The 13,769-nt window shown below is 39.4% G+C and carries 15 protein-coding genes; all 15 read left to right on the top strand.

What is annotated here, in order from left to right:
• The first annotated feature begins 39 nt into the window (after window positions 1–39).
• The 15 genes from E6C50_RS02260 (at window position 40) to E6C50_RS02190 (ending at window position 13,695) form a co-directional block, all read left to right on the top strand.
• Entirely contained in the window at window positions 40–948 is a 909-nt protein-coding gene (locus E6C50_RS02260; RefSeq protein ID WP_230978936.1) for a diacylglycerol/lipid kinase family protein, read from the top strand.
• Between the two features lie 251 nt (window positions 949–1,199).
• The gene (gene hisG / locus E6C50_RS02255; RefSeq protein WP_136401575.1) at window positions 1,200–2,057 is read left to right on the top strand and encodes an ATP phosphoribosyltransferase; all 858 of its coding nucleotides are present in this window, start codon (window positions 1,200–1,202) and stop codon (window positions 2,055–2,057) included.
• Window positions 2,054–3,349 (top strand): histidinol dehydrogenase, encoded by a 1,296-nt coding sequence (gene hisD / locus E6C50_RS02250; protein WP_136401574.1) that lies wholly within the window; start codon window positions 2,054–2,056, stop codon window positions 3,347–3,349. The genes hisG and hisD overlap by 4 nt, the downstream gene beginning before the upstream one ends.
• Window positions 3,336–4,385: a histidinol-phosphate transaminase gene (gene hisC, locus E6C50_RS02245; RefSeq protein ID WP_136401573.1), complete on the top strand. Its 1,050-nt coding sequence runs from the start codon at window positions 3,336–3,338 to the stop codon at window positions 4,383–4,385. The genes hisD and hisC overlap by 14 nt, the downstream gene beginning before the upstream one ends.
• Complete coding sequence (hisB, locus tag E6C50_RS02240) at window positions 4,382–5,518, top strand: bifunctional histidinol-phosphatase/imidazoleglycerol-phosphate dehydratase HisB (RefSeq protein ID WP_136401572.1); 1,137 nt, start codon at window positions 4,382–4,384, stop codon at window positions 5,516–5,518. The genes hisC and hisB overlap by 4 nt, the downstream gene beginning before the upstream one ends.
• A 1-nt stretch (window position 5,519) precedes the next feature.
• Complete coding sequence (hisH, locus tag E6C50_RS02235; RefSeq protein ID WP_136401571.1) at window positions 5,520–6,101, top strand: imidazole glycerol phosphate synthase subunit HisH; 582 nt, start codon at window positions 5,520–5,522, stop codon at window positions 6,099–6,101.
• 2 nt (window positions 6,102–6,103) lie between these two features.
• Window positions 6,104–6,823, top strand: coding sequence for a 1-(5-phosphoribosyl)-5-[(5-phosphoribosylamino)methylideneamino]imidazole-4-carboxamide isomerase (hisA, locus tag E6C50_RS02230; protein ID WP_136402056.1), 720 nt, complete (start codon window positions 6,104–6,106; stop codon window positions 6,821–6,823).
• A gap of 2 nt (window positions 6,824–6,825) precedes the next feature.
• The gene (gene hisF / locus E6C50_RS02225) at window positions 6,826–7,584 is read left to right on the top strand and encodes an imidazole glycerol phosphate synthase subunit HisF (protein WP_136401570.1); all 759 of its coding nucleotides are present in this window, start codon (window positions 6,826–6,828) and stop codon (window positions 7,582–7,584) included.
• Window positions 7,585–7,587: 3 nt separating this feature from the next.
• Window positions 7,588–8,190: a bifunctional phosphoribosyl-AMP cyclohydrolase/phosphoribosyl-ATP diphosphatase HisIE gene (hisIE, locus tag E6C50_RS02220; RefSeq protein ID WP_136401569.1), complete on the top strand. Its 603-nt coding sequence runs from the start codon at window positions 7,588–7,590 to the stop codon at window positions 8,188–8,190.
• A gap of 37 nt (window positions 8,191–8,227) precedes the next feature.
• Entirely contained in the window at window positions 8,228–8,893 is a 666-nt protein-coding gene (locus tag E6C50_RS02215; protein WP_136401568.1) for a DUF2461 domain-containing protein, read from the top strand.
• Between the two features lie 47 nt (window positions 8,894–8,940).
• Entirely contained in the window at window positions 8,941–9,702 is a 762-nt protein-coding gene (locus E6C50_RS02210) for an META domain-containing protein (protein WP_136401567.1), read from the top strand.
• A 147-nt stretch (window positions 9,703–9,849) separates the two neighbouring features.
• Window positions 9,850–10,524 (top strand): response regulator transcription factor, encoded by a 675-nt coding sequence (locus tag E6C50_RS02205; RefSeq protein ID WP_136401566.1) that lies wholly within the window; start codon window positions 9,850–9,852, stop codon window positions 10,522–10,524.
• Window position 10,525: 1 nt separating this feature from the next.
• Window positions 10,526–11,884, top strand: a complete 1,359-nt coding sequence (locus tag E6C50_RS02200; protein WP_136401565.1) for a sensor histidine kinase — start codon at window positions 10,526–10,528, stop codon at window positions 11,882–11,884.
• Between the two features lie 112 nt (window positions 11,885–11,996).
• A complete protein-coding gene (locus E6C50_RS02195) occupies window positions 11,997–12,722 on the top strand; it encodes a universal stress protein (protein WP_136401564.1) in 726 nt (241 codons plus the stop codon).
• 25 nt (window positions 12,723–12,747) lie between these two features.
• Window positions 12,748–13,695, top strand: coding sequence for a bestrophin family protein (locus E6C50_RS02190; protein WP_136401563.1), 948 nt, complete (start codon window positions 12,748–12,750; stop codon window positions 13,693–13,695).
• Window positions 13,696–13,769: the final 74 nt, after the last annotated feature.

The raw sequence follows: 13,769 nt of genomic DNA, 5'->3' as shown, positions 1-13,769 counted from the left end.
ATTGAATTTTAAAAAAGTTGCACTTAAAATTCCATACTTTTGCACAATAATTCACTATCGGTAATTTTAATGAAATACATCCACTTTATTGTTAACCCTATTTCTGGAAAAGGAAAACACAAGATTGCGAAACAGGATTTGGAACAATTCTTCCCTGTGGAAGATTATAAATTAGTTGTTGAATATTCGGAATATAAAAAGCATGCCATAACGCTCACCCGTGATGCGGTGGCTAAAAAACCGGATATCATCGTGGCTTGTGGTGGCGATGGAACCATTCATGAAGTGGCTTCCGGATTGGTGAATACAGATATTATATTGGGTATTTTACCGGTAGGATCGGGGAATGGCCTTGCTTCTAATCTGAATATCGCGAAAGATTTTAAAAAGGCTGTCGATACGATAAAAAACGGACAACCGTCGGCTATTGATGTCGGAATGGTTAACGGACACTATTTCTTTAGTAATATGGGGATTGGTATCGATGCCAAGATTATCCAGAAATATGAGAGTATGCCTACGCGTAATTTGTCGTCTTATGTCAAGGCTTCACTATTGGCTGCGGCAAATTATAAGCCTCATACGGCCATTGTTGAGTGTAATGGTAAAACGTTCGAAACGAATCCGATGTTGTTTTTTATTTCCAATTCAAACGAAATGGGATACAATATGAGCTTAACGCCAAAAGCAAGTCTTCAGGATGGTTGGTTGGATTTGTTGATTGTTCCAAAACTGAATATTCTCGAGCAAATGTATTTTGGTGCGTTGGTGTTATTAAACAAAACCGAACGTTTTAAAAAAGCCAATCACCAGCTTATAAAAGAAGTCAATGTGGAAATTTCCAATCAGGATACAATAGCAATGCAATTGGATGGCGAGTATTACCAATTCAACGAAAATACGTTTAAAATCAGAATCTTACAAGAGTCGCTTCGCGTGATTGTATAGTTTTAAAAAATAGCGATTGAAAAAAAAATAAAACAAAAGTTTGTTTTTTTGTTTTATTTGTCAATACCTTTGTAAACCAAAAAAAGAGAAATGATTTGCAATCAATTACATCATCATCATTATTCCTCCGCTCAAGCGAAGTTATAATGGTATGTAGCTAACATATATTTTTTTAACCCGTTTGAGTACATCAAACGGGTTTTTCATTTTTACTCCTTCCTTGCTGTACTCAAACTTATTCCTGTTTTTTTATGAGTACATTAAAAATTGCCCTTCAAAAATCGGGCAGACTAAGCGAAGAGAGTCTTAGCTTACTAAAAAAATGTGGTCTTTCCATCGACAGTGGAAATGGTCAGCTAAAAGCAAGGGTCGCAAATTTCCCATTGGAGATTCTTTTTCTGCGAAATTCCGATATTCCACAATACCTTATGGATGGTGTGGCCGATCTTGCGATCATCGGACAAAATCTATTATTCGAAAAAGGATTTCCAATAGAAATAGTAATGCCTTTAGGGTTTTCGAAATGCCGGGTGGCTGTTGCGGTTCCGGAATCGTTTACTTTCAATTCCATTAACGATCTTAACGGATTACGGATTGCGACGTCTTATCCGGAAACAACCAGTCGTTATTTTAAAGCTCAAAATATCGCGATCGAATTGCACCAGATTTCTGGCTCAGTCGAAATAGCACCTAATATTGGTCTGGCGGATGCAATCGTTGATATTGTTTCTTCGGGGAATACACTGGCTAAAAACAATTTAAAAGAAGTAGCTATAATCCTCGAAAGCGAAGCTGTTTTGGCCGTTTCTCCTAAATTAAATCCGGATAATAAAGTCATTATGGATCGTTTTCTGTTTCGATTACAATCGGTTTTAAGAGCTTCTCAATCCAAATACCTGCTGATGAATGTTCCAAATGTTAAAATACAGGAAATAAGCGAGATTCTACCGGCTTTAAAAAGTGCCACGGTTGTTCCGCTAAGTCTCAAAGGGTGGAGTAGTGTTCAAACCGTTATTAGTGATACGGCATTTTGGGATGTTATTGATAAACTTAAAGCCAGTGGCGCTGAGGATATACTGGTTTGTCCAATCGAAAAAATTGCACTATGAAAATAATTAAAAATCCAACACGAAATACCTGGGGAGAACTAACTAAGCGCCCTATACAAAGTTATGAAGCAATCGAAGCTACTGTAAAACTGATTTTCAAGGAAGTTGCTGTAAAAGGGGATGCCGCTATATGTAAATATGCTGACATTTTTGATGGCGTCAGACTGGAAAATCTGAAAGTTACGGAAGCAGAAATACAGGAAGCTGTACAACAGGTTTCAACCGATCTGAAAGCAGCAATTCAGCTTGCAAAAAATAATATTGAACGCTTTCACCTAAGACAAAAAAGCATTCCGATCAGTCTCGAGACCATGCCCGGAGTGATGTGCTGGCTCGAAAAAAAACCAATTCAAAAAGTTGGTTTGTATATTCCGGGCGGAACAGCTCCGTTATTTTCTACTGTTTTGATGTTGGCTATTCCGGCGCAATTGGCCGGTTGCACTGAAATTGTGCTTTGTTCGCCACCCGATCTATCGGGGAAAATTAATCCGGCCATTTTATATGCAGCACATATTTGTGGAGTTACTACGATTATAAAATCCGGAGGGATTCCTGCAATTGCAGGAATGACATTCGGAACGGAAACAATTCCTAAAGTATATAAAATCGTTGGTCCCGGAAATCAGTTTGTAACGGGTGCCAAACAGTTCGCAACGCAATTCGGAACAGCTATAGATATGCCAGCCGGACCATCAGAATTACTCGTTTTTGCCGATACGACTGCAAATGCTTCTTTTGTTGCAGCCGATTTATTAAGTCAGGCGGAACATGGAAAAGACAGTCAGGTGGTTTTGGTTTCCACTAGTGTAAGCTTACTGCAAAAAGTTATCCGGGAAATACCCCGTCAGTTAGCGGGTTTACCCCGACAGGAAATTGTAAAAGAAGCATTACGTAAGGCGCGATTTATTTATATGGAAAGCGAAATCGAAGCACTCGATTTTATAAATGAATATGCTCCGGAGCATTTTATAATCTGTGCTAGCAATGAGGCTTTTTTTATAAGAGGAATTCAAAATGCAGGATCCGTTTTTGTAGGTAATTATTCTCCCGAAAGTGCGGGTGATTATGCTTCCGGAACCAATCATACGTTACCAACCAATGGTTTTGCCCGGAATTATAGCGGAATTACTTTGGATAGTTTTCAGAAAACGATCAGTTTTCAAAAGTTATCACCGGAAGGTATTTTGGCTATTGGTAAAAGTATTGAAGTTATGGCCGCCGCCGAAGGATTGGAAGCACACAAAAATGCCGTTACCATTCGTATAAAAGCATTGCAAAATGAAAAAAGTTGATTTGAATAGATTGGTTCGGAATTCGGTTCTGAAAATGAAACCCTATACGTCGGCACGCGATGAGTTTAATGATGATACGGAAGGGATGATTTTTCTTGATGCTAATGAGAATCCGTTCGGAAATGGTTTAAACCGTTATCCGGATTCGAAACAATGGGCTGTAAAAAAGAAGATCGGAAGTCTAAAAGGTATATCGGAAGATCGGATTACGTTAGGAAACGGAAGCGACGAGATATTGGATCTGATTTTTAGAGTTTTTTGTGATCCGGGAAAAGACAATAGCATTACGCTACCGCCAACGTATGGGATGTATTCGGTATTGGCCAGTTTAAACGGAATTGAAAACAGGGAAGTGCTGTTGAATAGCGATTTTCAGCCGGATGTTTCTCAAATCTTAAAGCAGATTGACGAGCATACAAAACTGATTTTTATTTGTTCGCCGAATAATCCAACCGGAAATCTGTTTTCGGAGGAAGGTATTCGATCACTTTTAAATCGTTTTAACGGAATTGTGGTATTGGACGAAGCCTATATCGATTTTACAACGCAGGAAAGCTGGATCAAAAAAGGAATCGCTTTTGAGAATCTGATCGTGATTCAAACGCTTTCAAAAGCCTATGGAATGGCGGGCGTCCGACTAGGGATGGCTTTTGCTTCACCCGAAATTACAATGCTTTTACATAAAATAAAACCGCCTTATAACATCAGTGCATTAGCACAGGAGAAAGTGGTGCTTTCAGATATGAATATAAAAAATAAAATAGTTATTATTCAAAAGGAAAAAGAAGTTTTAATTAAAGTTTTACTTCAAGTAAATTTCATAACAAAAATATATCCTTCTGATGCTAATTTTGTATTAATCCGTGTCGACGATGCCGACAAAAGATACCGCCAATTATTGGAAAATGGTATCGTAGTTCGGAATAGGAATCAGTATCCATTATGTGACAATTGCTTGCGGATTACAATTGGAACGCCCGACGAAAACAAGACATTACTTGAGGTTATCTCTAAAATTCAAAAAATGGAATTATGAAAAGAATACTTTTTATCGATCGCGACGGAACGTTGGTAAAAGAACCCAACGATTATAAGGTGGATGCCTTCGAAAAGCTGGAATTTTACCCGGAGGTGTTCCGTTATTTGGGAAAAATAGCCTCGGAACTCGATTTCGAATTGGTTATGGTTACTAACCAGGATGGATTAGGAACGGCCGATTATCCCGAATCGGTGTTCAATCCGATACAGGATTTTATACTTAAAAGTTTTAAAAACGAGGCGGTTGTTTTTGATGCAATTTATATCGACCGGAGTTATCCTGAGGCGAATAGTCCGAATCGAAAACCACGAACGGGTATGTTGCAAAAATATCTGAACAACCCGGAATACGATGTAAAGCATTCCTTTGTTATTGGCGACCGTTTTACCGATGTCGAATTGGCTAAAAATCTGGGTTGTAAAGCCGTTTTTATCAATGAAGACGAAAACCTGGGCGCTACGGAACTTTCGTTCGATAAAAACGAATTGTACGATACGATTGCTTTAAAAACCGTTGACTGGAAGGCGATTTATGATTTTTTAAAACTACCACAACGCAAGGCTCTAATAACCCGTAAAACGGAGGAAACCGAGGTGACGGTAAAATTAAACATCGACGGTTCGGGACAAAGTAGCATTACAACCGGAATCCCTTTTTTTGATCATATGTTGAATCAATTAGCGCGCCACGGTCAATTGGATTTGGAAATCAACGCTATTGGCGATTTGGAAGTGGACGAACACCACACGATCGAAGACACGGCAATTACACTCGGAATGGCTTTTGCAGCGGCGTTACCAAACAAACAAGGGATCGAACGCTATGGCTTTACACTTCCAATGGATGATTGTCTGGCGCAGGTGGCGATTGATTTTGGCGGTCGGAATTGGTTGGTATGGGAAGCCGATTTTAAACGGGAATATATAGGACAAATGCCTACGGAGATGTTTTTCCATTTTTTTAAATCGTTTACCGATGAAGCAAGAGTGAACCTAAACATTAAAGCCGACGGTAACAACGAACATCATAAAATCGAAGCTATTTTTAAGGCCTTTGCTAAAGCGATTAAAATGGCCTTAAAACGGGATGCTGATAAAATGATTTTGCCCTCAACAAAAGCGCTTTTATAAAATGGAAATAGCAATTATCGATTATGGCGCCGGAAATGTTCAAAGTGTTTTGTTTGCTTTGGAACGGTTGGGTTATACCGCTAGGGTTACAACCGATGCTAAGAAGATTCAATCGGCCGATAAAGTGATTTTTCCGGGTGTTGGCGAAGCGTCCAGTGCAATGGCGCGGTTAAAAGCCACTGAACTCGATCGGGTTATTCCGAAATTACAACAGCCGGTATTAGGGATTTGTTTGGGAATGCAGTTGTTGTGTAGGCATACGGAAGAGGGAAATACCAGCGGATTGGGGATTTTTGATGCGGATGTGGTTCGTTTTTCAAACCAGGTTAAAATCCCGCAGATCGGATGGAATACGATTACTAATCTTAAATCTGATCTGTTTCGCGGAATCACCGCTGAACCGTATTTGTATTTTGTGCATAGCTATTATGTTCCGTTAATCCCGGAATGCATTGCGACAACCGATTATCAGGCCACTTTTAGCTCGGCCATACAAAAAGAGAATTTTTACGGCGTTCAGTTTCACCCGGAAAAAAGCGGGGAAGTTGGCGCACAAATACTCACTAATTTTTTACGCTTATGAAAATGAGAATTATTCCGGCACTGGATATTATCGACGGAAAATGCGTCCGCTTGTTAAATGGTGATTATCAAAAAGTGACGGTTTATAGCGATGATCCGTTGGAAATGGCCAAACGATTTGAAGCACACGGTATGCAATACCTGCATTTGGTCGATCTGGATGGTGCGAAATCCAACCGAATTATCAATTATAAAATACTGGAAAAAATAGCCGTAAAAACCAATCTCATCATTGATTTTGGCGGCGGAATCAAATCGGACGAAGACTTACATATCGCTTTTAACAGCGGCGCTTCCCAAATTACCGGCGGTAGTATTGCGGTTAAAGACCCGGAGCGTTTTTCCAGATGGATAGGCAACTATGGAAGTGCCAAAATTATTTTGGGTGCCGATGTTAAAGATACTACTGTGGCTATTTCTGGTTGGTTGGAAGACAGCAATTTATCGATCGTTCCGTTTTTAGACGATTACATAAAAAAAGGGATTGAATATGTGATCTGTACCGATATAAAACGCGACGGAACCTTAGAAGGCCCGGCTGTCGGTTTATATTCCGAATTACTACAAACCTTTCCGCAGCTTAAACTGATCGCTTCGGGTGGTATTTCAGCTATTGAAGAACTGTTACAACTCGACGAATTGGGTTGTGATGCGGCTATTATTGGCAAGGCGATTTACGAAAACCAAATATCTTTAAAAGAATTAGAAAAATTAATCGTGTAAAAATGATCACAAAACGAATAATTCCCTGTCTGGATATTCAGAACGGACGAACCGTAAAAGGAGTGCAATTTCAAGGATTGACCGATGCCGGCGATCCGGTGGAACTGGCTTGTAAATATGCTCGCGATGGCGCAGATGAATTGGTTTTTCTGGATATTACAGCAACCGAAAACAAACGAAAAACCTTGTTTACAATGGTTCGTGATGTGGCGGCGGCGATTGATATTCCGTTTACAGTTGGCGGTGGCGTACGATCTGTTGCCGATGTAGAACAGCTTTTACAGTATGGCGCCGATAAGGTTGCGGTAAATTCGGCGGCATTGGAAAACCCGGAATTGATAAGGGATTTGGCCAAACGCTTTGGTTGTCAGTGTATCGTAGCGGCGATAGATGCCAAGCTTGTTGGCGATCGATGGAAAGTTTTCCAAATGGGAGGAAAGCTCGAAACGGAATGGGAACTCCTGGATTGGGCGAAGCAGGTCACCGATAACGGTGCCGGTGAAATGCTTTTTACTGCTATTGATCACGATGGACGAAAACAAGGTTTCGCGAATACGATGTTGGCGGAACTCAATAAATCGGTAAACGTTCCAATAATAGCATCAGGCGGTGCCGGAAAAATAGCCGATTTTGTAGCTGTTTTTAATCGTGGAAAAGCCGATGCAGCATTGGCGGCGAGTGTGTTTCATTACGACACTATTCCGATTCCGGTGCTAAAGCAAGTATTAAAACAACATGATATTCCAATACGAATTGTATAACATATGAAACCAGACTTTTCTAAATCGAAAAACGGCTTGCTTCCGGCCATTATCCAGGATGCAACGACTAAAACCGTCTTAATGCTAGGCTATATGAACGAAAGCACCTATACCGCTACGCTGGAAACCGGAAAAGTGACTTTTTTTAGCCGTAGTCGCCATACAATATGGGTAAAAGGAGAAAAAAGCGGAAACTTTTTAAATCTTGTAAGCCTTACAACCGATTGCGATAACGACACTCTTTTGGTTCGTGTACATCCGGAAGGTCCGGTTTGTCATACAGGAACCGATAGCTGTTGGGGCGAATCCAACCAATCGGATTACGGCTTTTTATCGGAATTGGAGCAAAGTATCCGGAATCGTAAAGCTGAACCACGGGACAATAGCTATATCAGTCAGTTATATTCAAAAGGGATTAATAAAATAGCGCAAAAAGTAGGAGAGGAAGCCGTTGAAATGGTTATTGAAGCCAAAGATTCGGATGCCGACTTGTTTTTAAACGAAAGTGCCGATCTACTTTTTCATTATCTGATTTTATTACAGGCCAAAGGATTTCAGTTACAGGATGTTGTCGAAATTCTTAAAAAAAGGAACACTAAATTGTAAACCGACAATCAAAAAAAGCGTACTTTTAAAAGAAAAAATGATCACGAAAGCGGAACTCGATATTCTTATAGCCTTACAAAAAAACAACAATCGGGAATGGTTTACCGAACATAAAAAAGAATTTCAACAACACGAAAAAAAGGCAAAAGCATTTTTTCAGGAGATCTATGACGAACTGGGAAAACAGGATAGCCTCGAAAAAATGCAGGTTTTCAGAATCTACCGCGACGTTCGTTTTTCGAAAGATAAATCGCCTTATAAAAATCATTTTAGCGTAGGCTTTACCCGTACCAAACCCTTGTTACGTGGCGGCTATTATCTGCATATCGAACCGGGCGCCAGTTTTGTAGGCGGTGGTTTTTGGGATCCGAATGCGGAAGACTTAAACCGAATCCGCAAGGAGTTTGAAATGGATGATGAAGAGATACGAAGTATTATTTCGGATCCGACTTTTAAAGCCTTTTTCGGAACTCTGGAAGGTGAGGAGCTTAAAACCGCGCCAAAAGGATTTGACAAAACACATCCAGCCATTGATCTGATCCGCAAAAAACAATACCTACTTTCCAGAAGTTTTACCGATAAAGAGGTAACAAGCCCCGACTTTAAAAAAGAAGTCCTAGCTAGCTTTCAGGCCATGCGTCCGTTTTTTGATTATATGAGCGAAGTCTTGTCCACCAACTTAAACGGTGAACCTTTGTATTAATCTGGTATGATTTCTGCATCGTATTGATCCGTATAAAAATATAGAATATGAAAAAAATAGGAATTCTAATGCTACTTGCTTTGGTATGCGCCTGTAACAGTACAAAAAACAAGGAAAACACGACAGCAAAGGAAACGGTTTCTGCCAATCCCGATCGGGTTTATTTTAAAGCCATCGGAACGGAACCTTTTTGGGGTGTGGAAATAAGCAACAATACGATTAAATATACCACACCGGAAGATCCCGAAGGAACCCTGTTTCCAGCGACAAAACCGGTTCGTGTAATGGACGCGAATATCAAAACCTACCAAAGCAAATCGAAAGCTGGCGAAATAAAAATTACGATTGCCTACGGAAAATGCTCCGACGGCATGTCGGATATGGATCACGATTATTCCGTAACGGTTGCTTTAAAAAAAGCTGGTGAAGCAGCATTTAAAGACCTTAGCGGTTGCGGCAATTATATTGTAGATTACCGATTACACGATATTTGGGTTTTGGAAGAAATGGAAGGTAAAAAAATAGAAGATTCCGATTTTAACAAACGGCCTTCTATGGAAATTAAAGCTAAGGAAGCGACCTTTGGCGGAGTTGCCGGATGTAATCGTATGTTTGGAAAATTATTTTCAGAACAGGAATTGTTACGCTTTACTAATGTCGGCCTCACCCGAATGGCTTGTGATAAAATGGCAAACGAAGCTAAATTTGTAAAAGCCCTCGAAAGTAGTACGGCTTACGAAATAAAAAATAACAGGTTATATCTGTCAAATCCCGATGGCTTAAAATTGGTATTTAAAAAAGTAGATTAATCGTAATTAATTATTAATAAATAAATTGAGTCTTTATTCTAAATTAACACTTTAAGATAAAGACTCTTTCTTTTTTAATAAAAGAGAATCGGGTTTAACGAATCCTTATGATTTTAATTTCTATTTTTGTGAAAACGCTCCCGTACTATGAAATTATTAATCGTTGAAGACGAGCCCAATCTGCTTTCGGCTTTACGGAAAGGACTTTCCGAAAAAAACCACGACGTAAGTGCAGCATTAGACGGAACAACAGCCCTGGAAATGATTCAGTATACCCAATTCGATGTAATCGTATTGGATGTGATGCTACCCGATATTAACGGAATTGAAATTTGCCGCCGTTTACGCGCTGCCGGAAATTTTGTTCCGATACTTATGCTTACAGCGCTTAGTAGTAGCGATAATATTGTTCACGGATTAAATGCCGGTGCCGACGATTATCTGACGAAACCATTTCAGTTTTCAGAACTCGAAGCCCGGTTGAATGCGTTGGCCCGAAGAGCTGGACAAGATCAGAAACCGGCTGAAAAAATAACTATCGACGATCTTGAGATTGATGTTCGTACCAAAATGGTAAAACGAAACGGGGAAACAATTGTGCTTACAGCAAAAGAGTTTAACCTCCTGTATTATCTGGCCAAAAATTCCGGGATAATCCTTTCCCGAGCTAAAATTCTCGATAATGTCTGGAATATCAATTTTGATATGAATACCAATGTGGTGGATGTTTATATCAATTATTTGCGAAAAAAGATTGATCATCCATACGAACACAAATTAATCCATACCATAAAAGGATTGGGGTATGTTATAAAGGAATAATATGCAGATCAAAAAGAAAATAACCGTTACCTATATTGCACTGTCCGGATTTAGCACTCTTTTGTTATGTACGGTTGTGTTTGTCCTGTTTCGTCAAAACAACCAGTATTATTTTAGAAAGCGACTGGAAGACCGGGCCAAAATTGTTGCATCCATCCATTATCAGCAGGATCCTGTAAAAGCAAAATACTATCAGGAGCTCAAAAACAATGGAATGGAAGAACTTAAAGAGGAAAGGGAATATGTCTTAAAAATAAACAGCGCCAGTTCGTTCGAATACAATACCGAATTGCATTTGCCACCGGAGTTTTATACCTCGGTTATGAAAAATCATTCCGGATGGATAGAAGAAGACGGTGTTTATTATTACGGTCAGGTTTTTAATGAAGCCGGCACCAATTATATGGTAATCATTTCTGCAAAAGATTTGCGCGGTAGCGATAGTACGCTTTTTATTACCCGTATTTTGTTGTTGTGTGGTTTGGGATTTATCATCCTGGCGTATTTTTTTGGCCGTTTTCTGGCTTTGCGGGTCATCAATCCGGTGTCGCGTATCACCAGTGAGGTAAAACGGATCAGCGCCTCTAATTTACATAACCGCTTACCGGAAGTAAACGATTCGGATGAAATTGCCGATCTGACGAAGACGTTTAACGATATGCTGGATCGTTTGGAAACCTCTTTCGAAATCCAGGCCAATTTTATCAATAATGCCTCGCACGAACTCAAAACACCAATTGCTACCATTATGGCCGAAGCCGAGGTAACACTGTTAAAAGACCGGGATACTGAGGAATACACTACAACTTTAAATAATATTCATAAACAGGCATCCCGTTTGAGTAACCTGACCGAGAGTTTGTTAAAACTAACGCAAACGGGATACGACGGTAAAAAACAGGTTCAGGATATTGTTCGTATTGATGATTTGCTATTGGATGTCAAAAGCGATCTCGACAAAATTTATCCAGGTAACCGCGTTAGTATCAATATGAGTGATATTCCGGAAGAAGATTCCTTATTGGTTTTACCCTGTAATAAACCGCTTTTAGAACTTGCTATTGGAAATATCATCACCAACGGTGTCAAATATTCCGATAATGAAGAGGTATTTGTGAATCTTACCGCTAATAAAGAACAATTAAAAATTGTAATCTCAGATATCGGAATCGGAATCCCACCGGAAGATATTCCGTATTTATACGAACCGTTTTTCCGCGGTAAAAAAGCATCCCGTTATGTGGGTTATGGGCTCGGACTTCCACTGGCTATGAAGATTATCCGTATGCATAACGGTGAATTATCCATACAATCGGAAGCCGATAAAGGTACTATAGTAACCATTATTTTTAAGCATTAAGCCAACATTAAAATTTCTAATGTCAATTTTTAGAATATTCTAATTTTAATTTAATTCCCTTCTCATCCCGGTGTAGTTGTTTTGCTGATATAAATCATAAACAATTACACCGATGCATAACATACTTATTCCAACCGCATTTGAAGCCGATACACTTTACGCAGTAAAAACGGCTGTAAAACACGCTGAAACTAAAAATTGTACTATCGTTTTAGTAACGATCAGCGATTTACCGGACACTTTGTTTTCGCCTTTGTCGGCACTTCGCAGTATGTCTCCCGAAATGACGGAAGCACAATATGCACTTGTAGACGAATGCCGTGCTATTGTTAAAGAAACGGCCAATTGTACATTAACCGTACGCCATCAGTTTGGTATTTCGGCTCCTTTATTAAAAAATCTGTTAAACCATCTTGAAATCGGATTGGTTATCCTATCACAACGCTACCGATCGGAAACGAATACATTCCAACGTCATTTTTTAAAATTACTGGGGAATTGTAAAAGTCCGATTTTACATCTGGGACAACATTCGGAAGAGCATCATTTTAATAACGCCTTGTATCTGGAACGTGCTGCCAATGGAATAGGAGTACAGGAATTACAACGAATTGTAAGCGAACGATTTACTTTTAAAATCGTAAGTCAGGCATCGGTATTTGAAGAACGTCCGGAAGAAATCACACCGTTTTTATCGGAAACCATCTCCAAAAACAATATCGATTTATTGGTAGAAACCCGAAAACCGGAAAAAACACGGTTGAAAAAGAATCTGGTGCCACCAATTCATCAAAATCTGGGCCTACCGATACTTTCCTTGCATGAGGAAACCGTCTGATTATTAATCTGAAAAAATAAAAAATATGCTACTAAAAAAAAGAATACCTCTTAAATATGTTTTGGGAAAAATTAAGCTGGAGTTAGCACTGATCTTACTTTATTGTATTGCTTTTGAAGTATTTCATCATACGTTCCTGGCTGTTCCTACCAAAATTCCAATTGCGATACCGTCTATTATCGGTACCATTATCTCGTTATTATTAGCCTTTAAATCGAATCAGGCATACGACAGATGGTGGGAAGCCCGAATTGTATGGGGCGCGATCGTAAACGATTCCCGTTCGTTACTGCGACAGGTAATCGGATTTTATAAAGATCCGGATTTTTCAACTCAGGCAAACGATTTTAAAGAGCGTTTTGCGAAAAGACAGGCCGCCTGGTGTTATAGTTTAAGCCAGTCTTTACGAGGAAAAGATCCTATAAAACTGATTCAGTCGTTGTTAACGGAAGAAGAGCTACGTTTTGTTAAAAAACACAAGCACGTACCGAACGCCATTTTGATGTTACACGTAAAAGAATTGCGTAAGGCAAACGAAGAAGGTAAAATTAATGTTTACCAACAAGTGGAAATTGACAATACCTTAACGCGTTTGTGTGATTCGATGGGGAAATGTGAGCGTATTAAAAATACGATTTTCCCAACGACCTATAGTTTATACATTCGTTTTACGCTATGTCTGTTTATAATCTTATTACCATTTGGGTTAACCGATTTTCTGGGATGGTTCCGTATACCATTAGTAGCTACCATTGGAGCGGCTTTCTTTTTAATCGAAAAGATGGCGATCCATTTACAGGATCCATTCGAAAACCGACCAACGGATACGCCAATGAATCTTATCTCCAGCAATATTGAAAAAAACCTCTTGCAGATGGTTTATGAGTACCGAAACGAATTCGAGTCAGAGGAGCCGAAATCCGTCGATATCTCGCAAATACAGCCGGTTAAGGATACTTACTTCGTGTTGTAATTTAAAAGGACAGTTTTTACTGTCCTTTTTTTATTCCATTAATTCAGGTATTTATATACCTAAATGTATCAATC

Source organism: Flavobacterium supellecticarium (assembly GCF_004801375.1).
GTDB classification, from domain to species: domain Bacteria; phylum Bacteroidota; class Bacteroidia; order Flavobacteriales; family Flavobacteriaceae; genus Flavobacterium; species Flavobacterium supellecticarium.
This window is presented reverse-complemented; position numbering and strand designations above follow the sequence as displayed.